The sequence below is a fragment of the Leptospirillum ferrooxidans C2-3 genome (assembly GCF_000284315.1).
GTDB lineage: Bacteria > Nitrospirota > Leptospirillia > Leptospirillales > Leptospirillaceae > Leptospirillum > Leptospirillum ferrooxidans.
This window is the reverse complement of sequence record NC_017094.1, coordinates 963300-982007: the sequence shown is the minus strand read 5'-3', so window position 1 is coordinate 982007 and position 18708 is coordinate 963300. Positions and strand designations below refer to the sequence as shown.

Here is an 18708-nt window from a genome sequence, read left to right as displayed (position 1 = left end):
ATACAAACCCTTCCCTTAAAAAACGATCATGATCTTTTCGATTTACGCCCTTTTGTCTCCGGAGAAGAACCTCCGGCGGAAAAACCCTCCGGGTGCTCAAGGTAGGATCTCATCTTGGCCAAGGCATGAGATTCTATCTGACGGACCCGTTCCCTTGTAACCCCCAGGATCTTGCCAACCGCCTCCAGAGTCATTCCATCCCCGCGCTCGGAGGACTTCCGCCCCCCTTGCCGGCTGGACCGAATTTTGGCTGAAAGGTGATGAGAAGAGTCAAGGTCTGCCGCAAGATGATCCTCCATGGGGGGAGTCGTCACCTCCTCCAGTCCAAAACGGAGTTCAACAACCCTCCGTTCATTTTCCCGGAGGATGGAAAGGCAACGGAGAATCTGTTCATGATCTTCCCTGAGTTCGATCAACCTGATGGCAGAGGGTCTTTCCGTATCCTCAAGGACATCAAGCAAGGATCCATCCTCCCGATCGCCGAGAGGCATGTCAAGAGACAATGGCTCCCTGAGAAGAGGGAGAAGTTCCGGGTGAATCGTAAAGAGATCCTCGCCAGGGTCGATCCCCATCGCAAGGTCATGTTCCCTTTTTGAAAGGGATGAGTTGATCTTTTCCATCAAATGCACAGGAAGCCGGATCATATGGACCTGATTGAGCAGTGCCCGTTCAATGGACTGTCGGATCCACCATGTCGCATAGGTGCTGAAACGAAACCCAAGATCGGGATTGAAGCGGTCAACCGCCTTCATCAGCCCCAAATTCCCCTCTTCAATCAGATCCTCCATTGCCAATCCCCGGTCAGAATATCGCCTTGCAATGGAAACGACCAGCCTGAGGTTGGAGAGGATCATCAGCTCCCGGGCGCTCTCGTCACCATGTCGCATTCTTGTTGAGAGATCGACCTCAGCCTCCCTCGAAAGCAAGTCTGTCGTCCTCATGTTCTGGAGATAGGCTCCCAAGGCCGAAAGAGCGGCACCCCGGGAGGCTCCCTGAGGATCCCGGACGCAATCATTATTCGCATCCGGTCCAGATAGAAAGGATAATTCGGCCGACTCTGAAGGATTCTCGTCACGCCCGGCGGAAAGGTCACTCATGTCAAAGATCCCGGTCAATCACAAAAGGGCCACTCTGCTCGCCAGCAACTCCCAGGGATGTCCTCAACACACAGTCCACACGGGATCCGAAAGGTCCCTTTTGAAGCTCCAGGACCAGCTGATCGATCGCATCAGGGAGCCCGGAAACGACCACAAGAACTGTTTTGTCCTCCTGATTTCTCACTTTCCCCCATAATCCGAGACGAAGGGCATGGGACAAGACAAAAGCCCGATATCCAACGCCATGGACATGGCCCGAGACAATAATCGATTCAGTGACAGCGGTTGTCGGAAAATGAGGTCGTCCAGATGGAGTCTCTGACATCAATCAGCCCCCGGGTCATCTATAGGAAACATATCGTTCGGAGATTGGAGGGAAAAAATTCGCACATCATGAAACGGAAGAGGACTGCACTTGCCGGACTTTATGGATTATGGTCGGGGCGAAAGGATTTGAACCTTCGACCCCACCGTCCCGAACGGTGTGCGCTACCAAGCTGCGCTACGCCCCGACTAGACCATCAATCCCTTAAAAACAAGAACCGGAGAGAAAAATCATATCACGCCCAAATTCGGAATCGGCTCGGGCGCTCAAAACCGAACAGTGCCGCCATCGAATTCAGGACGGCAAGACACACTAAAGCAAGTTGTTACTATACCGTTTTCCCTTTTTGGATTGCAACAGCGGTTACCACACACCACACCCGAAAGAGCCCATCCCTGCCCTCTGACTTGCGGACAGGGATAGGTAAGCCTCCCGAACAATCCTCATTAAAGCTTCAGGAATCCCTTTCCATCTGACCAGTTCAAGCAGGACCCAGCATCTGCTCTGGCCTGACCCATCGGTCAAACTCTTCAGACGTCAAGAAGCCCAGCTTGATGGCAGCCTCTTTCAGTGTCGAGTTTTCCTCAAAGGCAACATGGGCCACTTTTGCAGAGCGATCATATCCGATGTGGGGGGAAAGGGCTGTCACAAGCATCAGGGAGCTTCTGACCGACTCCTCGATTCTGGCAAGATTCGGGCGAAGCCCTTCCACGGCAAAGCGTGTAAAGTTTTTCATGCCATCGGAGAGGATTTCCACCGAATGAAGAAAATTGAACACCATGACAGGCTTAAAGACATTCAGTTCAAAATTCCCCTGGGAGCCGGCAAATCCGATGGCTGCATCATTCCCCATAACCTGAACGGCGATCATTGTCAGCGCCTCACACTGGGTGGGGTTGACCTTTCCGGGCATAATGGAGCTTCCCGGCTCATTTTCCGGAAGGAACAGCTCCGAGAGCCCACAGCGTGGACCGGAACCCATCCAGCGGAGATCGTTTGCAATTTTCATGAGCGACGCCGCCAGACTCTTCAGGGCACCGCTTGCCATGACCAGTTCATCATGGGAGGAAAGTGCCATGAATTTGTTCGGGGCGGAGACAAAGGGATGACCGGTCATCAGGGATATCTCCCGGGCGACTCTCTCCGAGAACTCCGGATGCGTATTCAGTCCTGTACCCACAGCCGTTCCACCAATCGCCAGTTTGTAAAGGGGGGCCATAGCGTAAAGGATATTTGCCCGCGCCGATTCAAGCTGGGCAACATAACCGGAAAATTCCTGGCCCAGTGTCAGGGGAACAGCGTCCATCAAGTGGGTCCGCCCAATTTTAATGATCTGGGAAAACTCCTTCACCCTCTTCGAAAGAGCATCCTGAAGCATGGAAAGTGCCGGAAGCAGCTGTTCTGAAAGGGCAAGAACCGATGCAACATGCATTGCCGTCGGAAAAGTGTCATTTGAGGACTGGGACATGTTCACATGATCATTGGGGTGGACCGGATTCTTGGAGCCGACAACGCCCCCTGAAAGTTGAATGGCCCGATTGGCGATCACTTCGTTGACGTTCATGTTGGTTTGGGTTCCTGAGCCTGTCTGCCAGACAAACAGCGGGAATTCCTGATCAAGATCTCCGGAAACCACTTCCCCGGCCGCCTTGATGATCAGGTCCGCCTTGTCAGAAGGAAGCTTGCCCAAGTCCCTGTTGACCATTGCCGCAGCTTTTTTGAGAAGACCCATTGCCCGGATCACCCTTATAGGCATCCGATCCTGTCCAATGGAAAAATGATGGAGAGACCTTTGTGTCTGTGCTCCCCAAAGGCGATCCTGGGGAACCTCAATCGCTCCCATGCTGTCTGTTTCCTGTCGCACCTTCCCTGAAACATTTCTCTCTTCCGACATGACATCCCTTCCTTCAGAAAAACCTTATCATCCGTATTTCCCATCGATCCAAACATTCAAAACAGCACACTATCCTAAGCAACCGGCCTCAAAAAACCAAGAGGCAACAGCCATGGAAAAGAGTCTCAGCGAACCAAGTCAAACGTTTGAGCCCGACAGCAAGAAAAAAGGCCTCGCCGACATAGCCGGAAAGGCCTCCCAAAACGATTAAAAATCATGAAAAAGAATCCGGATCAGCTGTTTCCCAGTATTCGACGAAGCTCTTCCTCCGGAATTCTTCGTTGATTGCCAGGAGTACGAATCGTCCGAATCTTGCCGCTCTTGTCCCATGATCGGATCGTCACAGGAGAAACACCCAGAATCTCCGCAACCTCCTTGACGGACAACAACTTGGAAAATGGTTCGGACTTCACCATTTCCTTCTTCTTTGTACCGGCCATTACCACCTCCATAAGGGTTGAATGGACAAATTTCATATTTTATAGGGTTCAGAAAAGGATCGTTCACTTTTGGAATCAAAGGGGACTTTCCAAAAGACTACGCATACCGGCGAAGAACCGATAAGATTCACCTGGAGGATCATGCAGGATGCTTCATCATACCATAGGATTTCTTACTTTGAATAGACGTTCGGAATCATTATTGATAAATCCTGAAAAAAATGGAGGATTTGAGAGAACAAGAGAGCAGCCGGAAGAAAATTTATTTTTTTGGGGCCCTCCGATCCTGATAATCGCTTTCATGAAAGCCGCAAAATGGTATCAACAACCCTTTCGGGGTGGGTCAACCCCTGAAAACCAATCCGGATCCAGTCGCCACCATTGGAAGGTCCGAATCCGGAGGCAACCCGGAGCCTGACACCGAAATCCCCAAGAGAGCGATCGGCAAGCTCCCCTGCGCGCGCTCCCCAGCCCGTTCTCGCCAGCAAAAAGGGACCGGCTCCACGGGAAACGGGAATTTTTTCATTGAGAAGCGATTGGGCCAGAATCTCCAGAAGTCCTGAGAGGACCGCACACTGATCCAGAGATCCTTCACGGTTGGAAACCAGCCGAGAGATCACTTCCTGCTCCAAAAGCCCCAAGGACCATGGCCCCAGCCTCCTCCGAACCAAAGACAGAATCTCCGCCGGACCAAACAATGCGCCGGTCCGGATACCGGCAAGCCCTGATATCTTCGTAAAGCTTTTCAAGACATAAAAGGATGATAAAAACTCGTCCTTAAAAGCCAGAACAGAGCTTCTCCCTGCGATGAAGTCCTGAAAGGATTCATCGATCAAGAGAAAGGCTCCTTTTAAAAATAAATGATTTCCCAATGCCATAAGAGAGTCCCGGGAGAACTCCTCTCCGGTCGGGTTAACGGGGTTAACCAAAACCACAAGATCTCCACGACGGGCGTTTTCAATCACACCCGAAAATCCGGGATCCACCTGCCATGGGAAGCGGGAGCTCCGGGTCTCTGAGCTGACAAAGACCATCGGGATGCCAAAAGCCTCTCCAGCCCTGGGATACTCTGAGAAAATCGGTTCAGGGAGAATGAGTCGTAAAGGATTCAGTGTTTCAAACAAGCGATATAAAAGAGCTGTGGCACCAGATCCCGGAAGGACATTTTCATGGGGAAGAGAGTAACAGGAAGCGAGTTCTGACTGGACTTTTCCGGAATATGGATCAGGATAGAAGGCCATCTCCCCCGATAGCTTTTTCCATAAAAGATCCATTGAGAAAGGAGGTCCCAGGGGATTGATCGTGGTGCTGGTATCCAGTTCGCAGCTTCCGGCAGGACCACCCCCATGGTCCCATTTGATCAGATGATCCAAGAATCATCCCCCAGAACGCCCCATCTGAAGGCGAAAAAAAGGATCAAGAATCCCAAAAGAAAAGCAATCTGCTTTCTGTAAAGCGACAAACCGAGAATCAATGCCTCCGTATCGGGGGGCTGAAATCCTTTCCCGATGGATGGCTTTTCAACCCACTGTCCCTGATAGAATGCTCCTCCCCCCAGACGGACACACAAAAGTGCCGAATATCCGGAAATTCCGTGTCCCGAATTGGGGCTTGGATGAAAATGCCGCTCAGAGAGCATCAGACGAAAGGATTCCTTCAATCGGGAACGACCAAGCAACGCAAACCCCATACACAAGACCATTGTCAGTCTTGCCGGAATAAACGCCAGAAGATCATCGAATCGGGCACTTGCCCATCCAAAATCCTTGTAAAGGTCATTTTTGTATCCCACCTGGGAATCCATCGTGCTGACTGACTTATAGAGGACCAAAAGAGGGAGTCCACCCAAAAAGAGAAAAAAAAGCGGAGCCACGACTGCATCGGTCAGATTTTCCGACAGGCTTTCCAGTGCAGCCCGGGAGATCTCCGATCCGTTCAAAGCCTGGGTATCCCTGCCAACAATCTTGCGAAGCAACACCCGGGCTCCAGTAAGGTCTTCCGCTTCAAGAGCTCTCGCAACATCCCTGACATGCTCATAAAGACTTCTCGCCGCAAGCAAGGAATAAGCAAGATAGATCGAAATGAGGTTCCCCCAAAAAGGGGGAAAAAAGGATCCTGTCAAAACAATGGCGAGCCATACGGGAGGCACTGTGACCAGAGACAGGAAAACCACTCCTCCCAGTTTTTGCCAATTTCCCCTTGGAAAGACCTCCATCAAAAATGGTTCCAGAAAGCGTCCCCATCTCCCAATCAGAACGACAGGATGAACAACAGAGAGCCGCTCTCCAAAAAGCAGATCCAATGACAGCGCCATAGGACAAAGGGCCCATGAAGCGATCATGGAACATTTCCAATAATGGGGAAGGCCTTTGAAACCCGGACAGAAAGACGGTCCAGCGCCTCATCCTGGATGGATTCGATATCCGGTCCCCCTGGGTTATTTCCGTTCAGCCACTCATTCAGGATGAATTGCCGGAAAGGTTCATTGTCAAAAAGACCATGAACGGGTGCACCAAAGATCCGCCCGCTGGCATTCATGGAGCCTTCACCCAAAAGTCCCTCTCCGGACTCATCCCTGAGAGAAAAGAGAGGACTTCCCGAATGGAGGCGATTGCGTCCATGGCGGATCTCATAACCTGACAGCCACTTCCCGGAAAGCGCAGCCGATCCGATCCCCGAGCCATCCTGCCACATGAGCGACACTTGCCTGGATAACTTGCCCTTCTCAAAACGGACGGAAAAAGGCAAAAGAGCCAACCCCGGAGTCCACTGCCGGGAGGATTCGACCTTTTCCGGATCCAGGATATCGGATGCCATCATCTGATACCCGCCGCAAATGCCAATCACCCTGCCATGTTCCCGAACATATCCCATAAACCAGGGAAAAAGAGCGCTTTCCCGGAACATCTCCAGATCCTTGACCGTTTGACGTGTTCCCGGAAGGATGACCAAGTCTGCTCCCTCCGGAAGACTCCCGTCCAATGGGCAAAATCTGACCGATACACCAGGATGGTAAAGGAGGGGATCCATATCGGACCGATTGGAAAGATGCGGCCATTCGAGAACAACGACCCTGATCGGAGAATCATGGCTTGATCCGGCCATTTCTGATCCGCGTTTTGAGGTGGAAAAAGAATCTTCGTCCGGTAACGGTAAAGTTCCCAGATGCTCGAGGACTCCTATGACAGGAACCCCTGTGAGACGGGTCAGTTCCCGATGGGCAGAGTCAAGGAGGGAGAGATCCCCCCGGAAGCGATTGATTCCCATCCAGGCAATTATCTCCCTTTCCTTGGGAGGCAATAGCATCCATGTCCCGTAAAGGGAGGCATAGACACCTCCCTGATCGATACTTCCCAGGAGCAGGGCCTTTGCACCCGCTGCTCTTCCCATCCGTGTATTGGCGATATCCTCATCCAGGAGGTTGATTTCTGCAGGAGACCCCGCTCCTTCAAGAACCACCAGATCGAACGCTTCCCGAAGGGCTTCAAATGCCATGACAACCTTGGGAAAGAGCTCCTTTTTGAGCTCCTTGTATTCGCTGATTCCAAACACACCAAGGGGTTGCCCCAGAAAGATGACCTGAGAACGTCCTTCCCCCAGGGGTTTCAGGAGAATGGGATTCATTTCAGCTCTAGGGGTGACCCTGGAAGCTTTTGACTGGAGCCATTGGGCCCGTCCAATCTCTCCGCCTCCGGGAAGGACTGCTGCGTTATTCGACATGTTCTGGCTTTTAAAGGGAGCAACCTTTAGTCCAAGGTTCGACGCCCAGCGGCACAACCCTGCAACCACCAGGGACTTTCCGACACCTGATCCTGTCCCAAGAACCATAATTGGACAATGTTTCATCTTTTACTCCATAAAACGATCCAAGACATTACGAAGTCTGATCGAAAGTCCATTTCTCTGAATGGAAAGGATAGGGACAGGTCTGAAAGTCCATCAGGGCAGCTCTCTCCGGGCAAACAGGACACCCTGATGAAGAATCCCGGGAGAGACCTCCCATTCTGGAGGTCAGCTCTGGCAGGTACCATAAGGAATCGGTGGATTTCGCCAGGGACATGGCCACAATCCAATTAGATAAAAGGAACAGATCTGAAAAAGAGAATCGTCACTAATCATTTCAGAAGACATCACGCAGAAAACGATACTCCTCCTGCGGGCTGTCGACTGCCGGCTCACCGTAGATCCGTCAGTTTAAGCGGGGATCCGGCGAGGTTCCCTGGTCCGTTCCATCCCGGAATCCATGAGAAAAATCCGCTGCGTAAAGACGGCTTCGGACTTGGGCGCGAAGAGTTGGATCGAAGACTTTTCCAACAAGAAGCATCGCCTGACGATGGATTTTGGAAGCCTTCACCATGGGAGCGATCGTCTCAAGTGTCCCCCTCATCATGGTTTCATCCGGCCATGATGCTCTTGCAACAACCGCAGCAGGGGTCTTTGGCGACAGAACCGTCAATAGTTCATCGACCATTTCGTCAATACGGTCGACAGAGAGAAAGATCGCCATCGTTGCCCCATGGCGTGCCAGATCAGCCAGTCCTTCACCGGAAGGCATGGGCGTCCTTCCCGCTGTTCTCGTTAAAATAACCGTTTGGCTCACATCCGGAAGTGTCAGCTCCATTCCAAGGGCTGCCGCGCTGGCAAACACAGAGGATACCCCCGGAACAACCTCCCAGGGAATGTCCTGTGCTGACAGCTCTGTCGTCATTTCGGCCATTGCCCCAAAAATACCCGGATCACCGGAAGCCAATCTTACAACAACCTCGCCGGAACGCGCACCATCCATGAGTTCAGAGACGATTTGCTCCCGGTTCAAACCTGCAGAATCAACCCATCTGGCAACCGGAGCCAACTCAACCATCGCCCGTTCATCCACAAGGGATCCGGCATAAACGACCCTTCCGGCTTTCTCCAGGATTCTTGCCCCCCGGACCGTAATCAGATCAGACGCCCCTGGACCGGCTCCAACAAAGTAAACGGTGCCACCTCTCACTCGACTCATGACTCCTCCCAATCAATTCCCTGTTCCTTGTATAACGCCAATGCCTTTTTCCAGAAGACAACCCTTGCAAGATAGAATCCACCCACCCCGTAAAAGAATGCACTCACAACGGAAAGTTGCCCCCACAAGAGAACGATGACGAGAAAAAATGTCATCACTCCCATCAGATAGGAAAAGGCCACCACTTTTCGAAAAGGGTGGGGCGGAATGGAAAGCCCCCCCTTGACCGGACCGCCAAAAAGACCTTGACCTCCCTTGATTCTTTTATAAAGCCCCGCATACCGACCGGGGTCCAGTTCAAGGAGGTAATACTGGTAACGGGAATGACCAAGACCCAAAAGCGCCGCGCCCAGACCGACCGCCATCCCGTTGAAAACAGGGGAAAGCGTCAGGTCCCCTTTTGAGAAATGGATCATGGTGATCGTAAAAACCCCTCCGAACCCCAAAAGGGCCCATATCGCCGAAAACCGGAGAAGGATCATGTCGACAAAACGAAGAGACTCAATCTGTCCGGGAAGATCAGGACGCTTTGCCATGATCCCCCCATCCGTTTTTCCGAAGGATCAAAAGGGACATGTAAGGAATCTCCCGACCCAGGAGGGATCGGACATCCCGGATAACCAGTTCCCGAGATGTCTCGACATGTTCAAGGTAGAGACATTTGGGCAAAAGGCCACGCTCGTCAAGCATCTTCAGAAGTGATGGGATCACCCTGTTGATTTTCATAAAAACAACGGTTTCGTGAAGATCGATCATCTTTTCAAGATGGCTCGCCTCGTAAGTCGCTGGAATCACCGCGAAGCTTTCCGAACCCTGCACCAGGGGTTCGACAATTCTGGCTGCGGCACCATTAAACGAGGTCACTCCAGGGACCACGGATACCTTCAGGGAAGGAAGCACTTTCTTAAGCCCCGTCAGCAGGTTTCCAAAGGTCGAATAAAAAAGGATATCCCCGATGCTGATAAAGGCAACATCCCCCAGTGCCAGGGACTCACTCAGGAGCCTCGCATTTTCATTACGTGCCTGTTCAAGGATGGTTTCATCCTTGGTCATCGGAAAAACAAGCTCGACAATCCGTGGGACAACCGTTCTCGCCGCGATGTATTCCGAAACGATATCCCTGGCCTGAGAGCCACCATCCGAAACACTTTTGGGGTAGGCAATCGTTGGAACACTCTCAAGGATCCTCAATGCACGAATGGTCAGGAGATCCGGAGAACCGGGACCGACGCTGACGCCATAGAGGGTCGCCCCATCAATGCTCCCTGGCTCACTCCCCTTCATCACTCTCTCCTTCCGAAACAGAGTGATCGTCCAAAGGCAACCGATACTCTTCATTCAGCCACTTCATCAGATCGATTTCACGGCAGGAACGTGAGCAAAAGATCTGGCGGGCATAAAGGGACTCCGGCAAATCCCGTCCACATGTCGGGCAAACCCTCGAAGACGGTTCACCAAGGGGAACTCTGTCTGAAAATGGCTCCAAATAATTCTCTTTCTCGCCGCTGAAACTCAAAACATCCTCCCATACACGTCTATCCAAAATGATCATCGTAAAAAACGTCCCAATCCTTCCATGGTAATGGAAACTCGGCAACTCTGACAGTTCGGTGGAGCAAGAGATTGCAGCCTGTCTCGGATCGATCAGAGGGAATCCATATCACACAGGGAGAAAAAAGAGGATCGGGTCTCCTTGTCAGCCTTTGATCTATAAAGAGCCTCATCGGCCCGTTTCAGAAGCGAATCCGGCTTGTCAGAGCTTCTCGCAATACAGACGCCCATACTTCCCCTGATCTCAAGGGTCTCGCCATCGACAACCGAGACCGGTGGGCCAAAAACCTCCTGCTGTATCTGGAAAAGGAGTGCTGATAAGGCCGCCCTGTCAGGAATGGATTGAAAGATGAGAACAAACTCATCTCCACCGAATCTGGCAATCGCATTGGATGTCCCCAGAACCTGCAAGAGACGCCGGGAAACTTCCAGAAGCAGCCGATCACCCGCATGATGACCATAAAGATCATTGACCTGCTTGAAGTCATCGAGATCAAGAAGTCCAACGGCCACCAGAAGACCTGTCTTTCGCTGAAGATCCAGTGCGTTCTCAAGGAAGCTTTTCAAGAGCCTTCGGTTATGGATCCCAGTCAGTGCATCATGCGTTGCAGCCCATTCATAGCGTTCTTTCTCAAACTCCAGATCCTTTCTCATTGCCAGCTCATCAAGAGCATGGCCCAGAAATCGGGAAACACCCACAAAAAGTTCCACAGTATCAGGGTCAAAAGCCCCAGAAAGCCTCGACATCACCACCAGAACTCCCCAGGGTTTTCCTCCCCGGACAACAGGAACAGCCCCGACCGACTGGATATCGAGTCTGAGCGACAGGGACTTGAGCGCAGGAAAGATATCTCCACTGGGATACTCGTTCAGGTATTGCATCTTGTTGGTCAATACAGCCTGCCCCGCCAGTGTCTTTTCCTCAATACGGATCTTGAGATTTTCATTCAGGAACCGTTCGACACCCTCCCCCATCCCCTTTTCATAGGTAATAGTCTGGTCCTCCCCGATCACACCGAGAACAGCCCAGTCAAAAAAACCGCTTGAGATAATCGTATCCAGGGTCGTATCAACGATCTCCATTTCTTCCCTTGCCATAAGAACAATATCGGAAGCTCTTGAAAACGCCTGCTGAAGACGGTATACCCGGTTGATCCTCGACTGCTCTTCTTCAAGAAGCCTTGAGGCTTTCTGTCTCGCGAACATCTCATCCAGAATGATTTTGAGATGTTCGAGCAGGATCCGATGGTCGGGATGCCTGAAAAACCATGGAAAGCCGCTATAAAGGGAAAAGACAAGAACCCTTCCCTGATCATCCTTCAAGGGGATTGCGGCTGTGGAATGGATCGAAAAACGGATCAGACGATCCTTCCAGGGAGAAAGAATCTCAATCGATTGTGTGTCTTCAAGGACCTGTATCGTCTCCGTTCGAAATGCCTTTCCCATTGTCCCCCGTCCTAGCGGAGTTTCATCGGAGCGGATCTCATTTCCGTCAAGATAGTCCGACATCCAGCCATTACTGACAGCAAGAGCCCTGAACCTGTGTGATTCATCAGGAAGTCCGATCCAGCCTCCCAGAATCGCAAGCTCCTCGGACAACAAGGACAAAACCTTTACAAAACTTTTGAGCGGATCGGCATCATGAACCAAAATGGCATCAAGTCTTGAGATCAACGAGAGAACCTTACCCTGTCCACGCATCATTCCCTGTGACTGAATGGTCAGATGCTCCAGAATCCGGGCTGAAACACGGAAAGACTCTTCGCTGTCATCCAGCTCCCGGACATATTCTGAAAGGACCCAGAATAAAGACTCCCTGACCCACTCGATCGAGACTCCCAGGCGGTAATGATTTTCCCCGATGGAGAGAATCTCCTCCTTCTTGAGGGGCTCGTCTCCAAGGAGTTTTTCAATCATCATTGAAAGGACTCCCGAAAGATGCGATTCCCTTTCGGGTCCCAGCTGAGAGAGAAAAAGGGCCTTTTCCGGGTCGGAAACAATGTGGGAAAAAAACTTCAAGGCGATATCATTCGACTTTTGTTGCACCATCAGCTGTTCTTCCTTGGCAAAGCAAAAACAAAAGGGGAAAAGATTGATGCCTCCTCAAAAAGGAGACCGCTTCCAAGCCATGTCATCTTAAGGTAGGATCAGGACATTATAGAATGCGCGCATCCCATATACCAATATCAGGAATGAGTGAGGGAATATCCCATGTTGAAAAAGTCCGGATCTGTTCATAGACATAGATGGTCTGCAGCAAGAGGCAGCTTTTTGATGCTGACACTCGTTTCAATCGCCCTTTTCCCAACCCTCTCCCAGGCCCAGAGTCTGATGACCATTACCGGATCCTCGATGCTTTATCCTCTTGAGGAAAAATGGGCACAATCCTATGAAAGGAAGCATCCCGGAACCAAAATCGACATCTCTCCCACCGGATCCGGAATGGGGTACCGTCAGGCCTTTCTTGGTGATGTCACAATCGGTGCCTCAGATGCCTACGAGACCAAGAACATCAAAAAACAATACCCCGGAATGGTCAGCATCCCCGTTGCAATGGAAGATGTCGAAGTCATCTACAATCTTCCCGGCTTTTCCAGAAAAACACCCTTAAGGCTGGACGGGAATACACTTGCACTGATTTACCTCGGAAAGATCCAGTATTGGGATGACAGGAGACTTTTGTCCATCAACCCCGGAATACCTCTCCCCCACAAAAAGATTATCGTCATTCACCGCAAGGATCCTTCCGGAACAACCTTCGTCATGACCGACTATCTTTCCAGAACGTCTCATGAATGGAGAGATGAGATCGGCCGGGATATGTCCCCATCATGGCCTGTCGGAAAAAGTTCCAATGGAAACGGGGACATTTCAGCGGACATCAAAAACACACCCTGGAGCATGGGCTATGCCGGACACAACTGGGTTGAACGTTCTGGTCTTCCGTCCGCGGCGCTCAAGAATCACGATGGATATTTTGTGTCCGGATCGGTCGAAAGCATCACCAATGCCGGAAGGAGTGCCCTCAAAAACACACCCGGCACAAACGATCTTGACAGGTCCATTGTGTTCTGGGTCCCGGGAAAAAATGTTTATCCGGCATCAAACTTTGAATATTGGGTCATCAATCCTCACCTTGACTCAGAGAGCATGAAGGATGTCAGACATCTTGTTGAATGGGTTCTGATTTCCGGTCAAAATCCTTCGCTCATAAAGTCAGCCGGATTCGCTCCCCTTCCAGTGGACTCCGGAAAGCCCCTTATAATACGTAAACTTTTCAGGGATCTGCTCCCTGGAAATGCGTTCAAAACGGTAACTCCAGGCTGATATCATCAAAGTGGCCGGAATGTTCCATCACCACTTTTTTCGATGCTGCCTGCACGGAGGATGTATTTACCGACAACATCAAACTCAATGTGGATAAGGTCGCCGGGTTTTCTCTCTCCGATATTCGTTGCCGACAATGTATGGGGGATGATCGCAAGCTCCACATGGACGCTTTCTTCTTCGGGATAATCCGAAAGGGCATTCACGGTCAGGCTGATCCCGTCAACGGTAATGGATCCCTTTGGGATCAGAAGAGACGCATGGCGAATGGGGACACCAATCGTCAAAAAAGTTGTGCCTCCCTCATCACGACGGGATATCAGCCACCCTGTATCATCCACATGTCCCAGGACAAGATGACCACCCAGACGGTCCGAAAGGCGGAGGGCCCGTTCCAGATTCACTCTTCTGCCGGGAGTCCAGCTGCCCATTTGGGTTACGGAAAGAGTTTCAAGAGACAGGTCGACATCGAAGGACATTCGTTCACCATCAGACCGGACCACCGTCATGCAGGCCCCGTCTATGGCGATAGACTCTCCGATGACAAGCTCTCCCGCAAAGGAAACACCCCCAAAGACGAGATGCATGCCACCGTGTTTTTTTTCTGTCTCCATCAAAACACCAACGGTCTCAATGATCCCCGAAAACATCTGAATCCTCCTTGTCGGAACGTCCTGAAACCATCGTTTTTTCATCCCAAAGATCAAGCGACAACAAGACGTCCGACCCCAGACGTGTTGGCCTGATCGGCACAGAAAATCGCTGGGCCTCCTTGAGCATCCCGGGAGAATCTCCTCCTGCGACCCAGTTGATTGAATCATCGCCACCTATCACCAATGGAGCAACCACCAGACGGATCCGGTCCACCAACCTGCTGGAAAGGAATGAACCTGTCACGTGTCCACCACCCTCTACCAGAAGCGTCAGGATGCGACGTTCCACCAGATGGTTCATCAACTCAAAAAGATCAAGCCGACCCATTGCATCCATCTGGCACTGAATCACTGTCGCCCCGGCAGACTGGAGTTCCATGATTTTTTTTGAGGGAGCCTCCTGACCCGCAACGATCCATAGCGCTGCTTCTGAAATCGTCTTGACTGCCTGGGAGTTGACAGGTGTCTTCGCCATGGAATCCAGGATGATCCGAACCGGATTGCGGGTTTTCTTTCCGGGGATTCGGGTCGTCAGAAGCGGATCATCAGAAAGGATTGTCCCGACCCCGACGAGAATGGCATCGTGAGTATTTCTCAGCTGATGGGCCAGAAGAAGAGAGCGATCTCCGGAAATCCACTGGGAATCTCCAGAAGATGTCGCAATTCGTCCATCGATACTTGCGGCGCCTTTCAGGGTAATAAATGGGCGCCTGTTCTTCATCAGGGAAAAAAAACCCCGATTCAACTCGAACGCCTTTTTGGAAAAGATACCGACCGACACATCAATACCAGCCCGCTGAAGCTCCTTCACCCCATCGCCTGAAACCTCGGGGTTTGGATCGAGTGTGGAAATCACCACGCGTTGTATTCCGCTCTGGATGATCTCCTTCGTACAGGGTGGTGTTCTTTTTTTCAAATGGCAACAAGGTTCGAGGTTGACATAAAGATCTCCTCCCATCGCCTTGGGCCCGGCTTCAGCCAAAGCACAAACTTCGGCATGAGCCAATCCGGGACGCTGATGGAAGCCTTTTCCGACCAGTTTCCCCCTCGACACGACAACCGCTCCGACACAAGGATTTGGTGCAACAGTCCCGTCCCCTTTCCGGGCAAGGGATAGCACCATATTCATCCACTTCTCGTCATCCGCCATAGGACTTGTCACCCGGACTTGCTCTCCCCGGCTCCTTCCTGGGAAGGAAGCAACAGCTGAGTCAGAAACGACAGTTTTCCCAAAATTTCAAGTCCTGACAGGATCGTCCCAAGCAAGGCCAGACGATTCGCTCTCAGAGTCTCCTCCGGAGCATTCACGAGGACCGACTCAAAAAACTTTGTAACAGGATCGACCAGAAGCAGCGATCTCCTCCAGATCTCGTCAAACTCCCCGGCTTCGCCCAATAGAGACCAGCCACCTTGTCCGGAGAGACCCAATGACACGACTTGATCCCACAAAAATGTCTCGGCGGGTTCGACCAGAAGTTCCGGACGGATGTCTTGCGGTTGTCGGCCACCTTTATCGAGAATATTGGCAATGCGGCTATAGAGAGTCACCAGAACGGGAAGGGATGGATCGGAAAGGATCGTTTTTTGAAAGGACAATCTTCGACAGGACAAGGCAATCGGTTCAGATGGAGAAACCAGGGCCGCGCGGACAAGAAGAATCGGGGCATCCTTCCCCAGCAGGTTTTCCAGACGTTCCAGAAAGAAGTTGAGAAGAGGCAGATAACAATCGTTTTCTCCAAAAACCCCGGCCGATCTCAAGGCAAGGTCATTGACTGAAAGTGACCAGCCACTGTCCGCTACGATCGCGATCAACCCCGTTCCTGCGCGCCTGACCGCGTAGGGATCTTCCGATCCGCTAGGAGACAGCCCGGCCTTGAATGCTGCCACCAGGTACAGGTATTTGTCGGATGCTGCCAGGATCCTCCCCAGGAGAGATTCCGGTAGGGAATCTCCCGAAAAACGGGGGTGGTAGTGTTCAGCAATGGCCCTGGCTTCAAGAAGAATCTTTTCCGACTCCGAATCCTGTTTCACAATGAGGTCGCGATTTTCCCATTTCCAGTAATGGCCGCCGATCACGCCCTGAAGCTCCGTAAATTCCCGGACCAGCCCTGTTGCAAGGTCGGCCTTGTAAACTGGGGAAATCCGTCCCAGCATCCTGGACAAATCAGCCCTGGAAAGCCCAGTCTCGTCAATAACATGGTCCAGGAACCAGTCCGACAAGTCTCTCGTGGCGCGCGCATGATCCAGATAGGTTCCGGATCCCGGAAAGAGGTTCAGCCCCGAAAGGTCCCGGGAGAAGTCAGAGAGGGATCGTTTCCGGTCACGGTCAAAATAATACTGCGCATCCTCAAGTCTTGCGCGAACCACCTTTTCGTATCCGGACCGGATCACATGGAGATTCGCTCGCGGATTTCCCGCAACGCACACAAAATTGGGAAGGGTGTTTCCCGATTTGTCTTTCAAGATAAAATACCGCTGGTGAACGCGAAGAACCGTCTGGATCAACTCTTGAGGAAGCTCCAGAAATCCGGAGGGGAACGTTCCAACGACCGCCCGGAACTGCTCAACCAGATCTGCAACCTCTACAAGAAGTTCCTCGTCATAGACCCATACAGCCCCGTGGGGCAAAAGACCACTATCGGATTCCATTCTGACGGTTGTATCGATTTCCTGACAAATCATTTTTTTCTTGAGACCGGTGTCGACAGTCAGGGGCCAGTCTGAAATCAAACCGGCATAATGGCTGACATGGTGGACCGTTTGCTCCAGAAACCCCATCGACCTTGGTGTTCTCGTCTGATTCCCGGAGTTTTGTCCGCACACACCAACAGGAACCACGTCCTCGCCAAACAACGCCAGAATCCAAAGAATCGGCCTGAGAAAGGGACCTGCTCCCTCTCCCCATCGCATCGAGCGAGAGAGAGGCAACTCCTTCAGGAGTCTTGAGAAAAGTTCAGGAAGAACCTCTTTGGTCGAAAAGACCGGCAAACTGCGATCGACGGCCAGATAAGAACCTTTCGGTGTCTCCAGAAAGAAGAGGCTGGACAGGGATACCGACTGATTTTTGGCAAAACCGGCCGCCTGTGGGGAAGGGTGGTCCGGAAGCGTTCCCGCAAGCCTTGCAGGAGGACCCATTACCCGCTCGACACGGGCTTCCTGCCTCTCCGGGAGATCCAGCAAAAAAACAATCAAGCGTTGGGGTGTCGCATAAACCCTGACATCTCCATCTCCCAGACGAAATTCTTTTCTCAGGTTTTTGGCTCCCGCAAAAAGAGCCTCCCTGATTCCGGGGAGAAGGCCAGCGGGCAACTCTTCACATCCCACCTCAAAAAGCGCGGCATGATCCAGGGCATGGGTCGGCTTGGGAAAAGAATCATCGAACATCATCGAACATCCTCCCCGGACAGGTCCTTACCCCCGTTTCCCGACCAGATCTCCATGGCGCAAAGCGCCACCGCCCTGGCCCGGCCGCGAACCCTTCCAATGAATCTCTGACGTTCAGAGGTGCTCACAGCGCCTCTGGCATCAAGCAAATTGAAGGTATGGGACATCTTCAGGACCATCTCATACGCCGGCAGATAAAGCCCTTCTTCAACCAGTTGGGTTGACTGTTCTTCAACATGGGAGAAGAAATTTCGGAGTTCCTCAACCGGTGCCTTTGTAAAATTGAAATGGGACTGCTGACGTTCATTTTCAAGATGGACATCCCCATAGCTGACATCTCCCGAATAAGCCAGATCATAAACATTTTCCACACCCTGAAGGTACATCGCGAGACGTTCAAGGCCATAGGTAATCTCGACTGTGATCGGGGAGAGAGGGATTCCGGCAATCTCCTGAAAGTAGGTAAACTGGGTCACCTCCATCCCGTCCAGCCATACTTCCCAGCCAAGTCCCCATGCACCAAGGGTCGGAGATTCCCAGTCATCATGGACAAAACGGATATCATGGTCCTCGAGCTTGATTCCCAGTGATTCAAGGCTCTTCAGGTACAAAGTCTGGGGCTCAAGGGGAGATGGTTTGAGAATCACCTGAAATTGGTAATATCGTTGAAGCCTGTTCGGATTTTCCCCATAACGCCCGTCTGTCGGCCGGCGACAGGGCTGCAGATAGGCGGCTTTCTTCTTTCGGGGACCAAGAGCCCCAAAGAATGTTTCAGGATGAAAGGTTCCCGCCCCCATCTCCATGTCCCATGGCTCCGGCAACAAACAACCCTCTTTGGCCCAGTACCCCTTGAGGGAAAGAATCATCTCCTGAAATGTGTGGCCTGGCATCACCGACATAAACCCCCTCCCCGAATTCTTTCCCGGCAGCCGCTTCCCCTAAGTTCTCCTGTAAAGACCGGGCGAAGCGACGCATCAAGCCCCGATCATACTTTTATTCGGTGTCAAAAGACAACGGATAAAAGGCGTCAGCCTC

General features: G+C 51.8%; 16 protein-coding genes, 1 tRNA gene and 1 pseudogene. 1 reads left to right on the top strand and 17 read right to left on the bottom strand.

Annotated elements, in window-relative coordinates:
- Positions 1-26: 26 nt before the first annotated feature.
- The 13 genes and pseudogenes from LFE_RS13015 to LFE_RS05040 all read right to left on the bottom strand — a co-directional run bounded on the left by LFE_RS13015 (position 27) and on the right by LFE_RS05040 (position 12358).
- Positions 27-1097 carry a sigma-70 family RNA polymerase sigma factor gene (locus tag LFE_RS13015; RefSeq protein WP_014449186.1) on the bottom strand — a complete coding sequence of 357 codons (1071 nt, stop codon included), beginning with the start codon at positions 1095-1097 and terminating at the stop codon, positions 27-29.
- A gap of 1 nt (position 1098) precedes the next feature.
- Positions 1099-1422 (bottom strand): acylphosphatase, encoded by a 324-nt coding sequence (locus LFE_RS05105; protein ID WP_050989486.1) that lies wholly within the window; start codon positions 1420-1422, stop codon positions 1099-1101.
- Positions 1423-1532: 110 nt separating this feature from the next.
- Positions 1533-1609, bottom strand: a tRNA-Pro gene (locus LFE_RS05100).
- Between the two features lie 294 nt (positions 1610-1903).
- Positions 1904-3316, bottom strand: a complete 1413-nt coding sequence (gene fumC / locus LFE_RS05095; protein ID WP_014449184.1) for a class II fumarate hydratase — start codon at positions 3314-3316, stop codon at positions 1904-1906.
- A 236-nt stretch (positions 3317-3552) separates the two neighbouring features.
- Positions 3553-3732: pseudogene (locus LFE_RS05085) on the bottom strand (helix-turn-helix domain-containing protein); the annotation flags it as partial.
- A 323-nt stretch (positions 3733-4055) separates the two neighbouring features.
- Positions 4056-5129: an aminotransferase class I/II-fold pyridoxal phosphate-dependent enzyme gene (locus LFE_RS05080; protein WP_014449182.1), complete on the bottom strand. Its 1074-nt coding sequence runs from the start codon at positions 5127-5129 to the stop codon at positions 4056-4058.
- Positions 5117-6097 (bottom strand): adenosylcobinamide-phosphate synthase CbiB, encoded by a 981-nt coding sequence (gene cbiB, locus LFE_RS05075; RefSeq protein WP_014449181.1) that lies wholly within the window; start codon positions 6095-6097, stop codon positions 5117-5119. Before cbiB ends, LFE_RS05080 begins: the two co-directional genes overlap by 13 nt.
- Entirely contained in the window at positions 6094-7602 is a 1509-nt protein-coding gene (locus LFE_RS05070) for a cobyric acid synthase (protein WP_014449180.1), read from the bottom strand. Before LFE_RS05070 ends, cbiB begins: the two co-directional genes overlap by 4 nt.
- A 343-nt stretch (positions 7603-7945) precedes the next feature.
- Complete coding sequence (cobM, locus tag LFE_RS05060; RefSeq protein WP_014449179.1) at positions 7946-8758, bottom strand: precorrin-4 C(11)-methyltransferase; 813 nt, start codon at positions 8756-8758, stop codon at positions 7946-7948.
- Positions 8755-9294: a hypothetical protein gene (locus tag LFE_RS05055; protein ID WP_014449178.1), complete on the bottom strand. Its 540-nt coding sequence runs from the start codon at positions 9292-9294 to the stop codon at positions 8755-8757. The genes cobM and LFE_RS05055 overlap by 4 nt, the downstream gene beginning before the upstream one ends.
- Positions 9278-10042, bottom strand: coding sequence for a precorrin-2 C(20)-methyltransferase (cobI, locus tag LFE_RS05050; RefSeq protein WP_014449177.1), 765 nt, complete (start codon positions 10040-10042; stop codon positions 9278-9280). The genes LFE_RS05055 and cobI overlap by 17 nt, the downstream gene beginning before the upstream one ends.
- Positions 10029-10244 carry a DNA gyrase inhibitor YacG gene (gene yacG / locus LFE_RS05045; RefSeq protein ID WP_050989555.1) on the bottom strand — a complete coding sequence of 72 codons (216 nt, stop codon included), beginning with the start codon at positions 10242-10244 and terminating at the stop codon, positions 10029-10031. The genes cobI and yacG overlap by 14 nt, the downstream gene beginning before the upstream one ends.
- A gap of 158 nt (positions 10245-10402) precedes the next feature.
- Positions 10403-12358: a sensor domain-containing diguanylate cyclase gene (locus tag LFE_RS05040; protein ID WP_014449176.1), complete on the bottom strand. Its 1956-nt coding sequence runs from the start codon at positions 12356-12358 to the stop codon at positions 10403-10405.
- Between the two features lie 225 nt (positions 12359-12583).
- Here LFE_RS05040 and pstS point away from each other — a divergent pair, with 225 nt between their 5' ends.
- Positions 12584-13636 (top strand): phosphate ABC transporter substrate-binding protein PstS, encoded by a 1053-nt coding sequence (gene pstS / locus LFE_RS05035; RefSeq protein ID WP_014449175.1) that lies wholly within the window; start codon positions 12584-12586, stop codon positions 13634-13636.
- A 5-nt stretch (positions 13637-13641) separates the two neighbouring features.
- On the opposite strand, the gene LFE_RS05030 is transcribed toward pstS, so the two are convergent.
- The 4 genes from LFE_RS05030 to LFE_RS05015 are packed head-to-tail and all read right to left on the bottom strand — an operon-like array spanning position 13642 to position 18572.
- Complete coding sequence (locus LFE_RS05030) at positions 13642-14286, bottom strand: riboflavin synthase (protein ID WP_014449174.1); 645 nt, start codon at positions 14284-14286, stop codon at positions 13642-13644.
- Positions 14267-15451, bottom strand: a complete 1185-nt coding sequence (ribD, locus tag LFE_RS05025) for a bifunctional diaminohydroxyphosphoribosylaminopyrimidine deaminase/5-amino-6-(5-phosphoribosylamino)uracil reductase RibD (RefSeq protein ID WP_014449173.1) — start codon at positions 15449-15451, stop codon at positions 14267-14269. The genes LFE_RS05030 and ribD overlap by 20 nt, the downstream gene beginning before the upstream one ends.
- Complete coding sequence (gene glyS / locus LFE_RS05020; protein WP_014449172.1) at positions 15448-17676, bottom strand: glycine--tRNA ligase subunit beta; 2229 nt, start codon at positions 17674-17676, stop codon at positions 15448-15450. Before glyS ends, ribD begins: the two co-directional genes overlap by 4 nt.
- Positions 17673-18572, bottom strand: a complete 900-nt coding sequence (locus LFE_RS05015; protein ID WP_014449171.1) for a glycine--tRNA ligase subunit alpha — start codon at positions 18570-18572, stop codon at positions 17673-17675. Before LFE_RS05015 ends, glyS begins: the two co-directional genes overlap by 4 nt.
- Positions 18573-18708 lie beyond the last annotated feature (136 nt).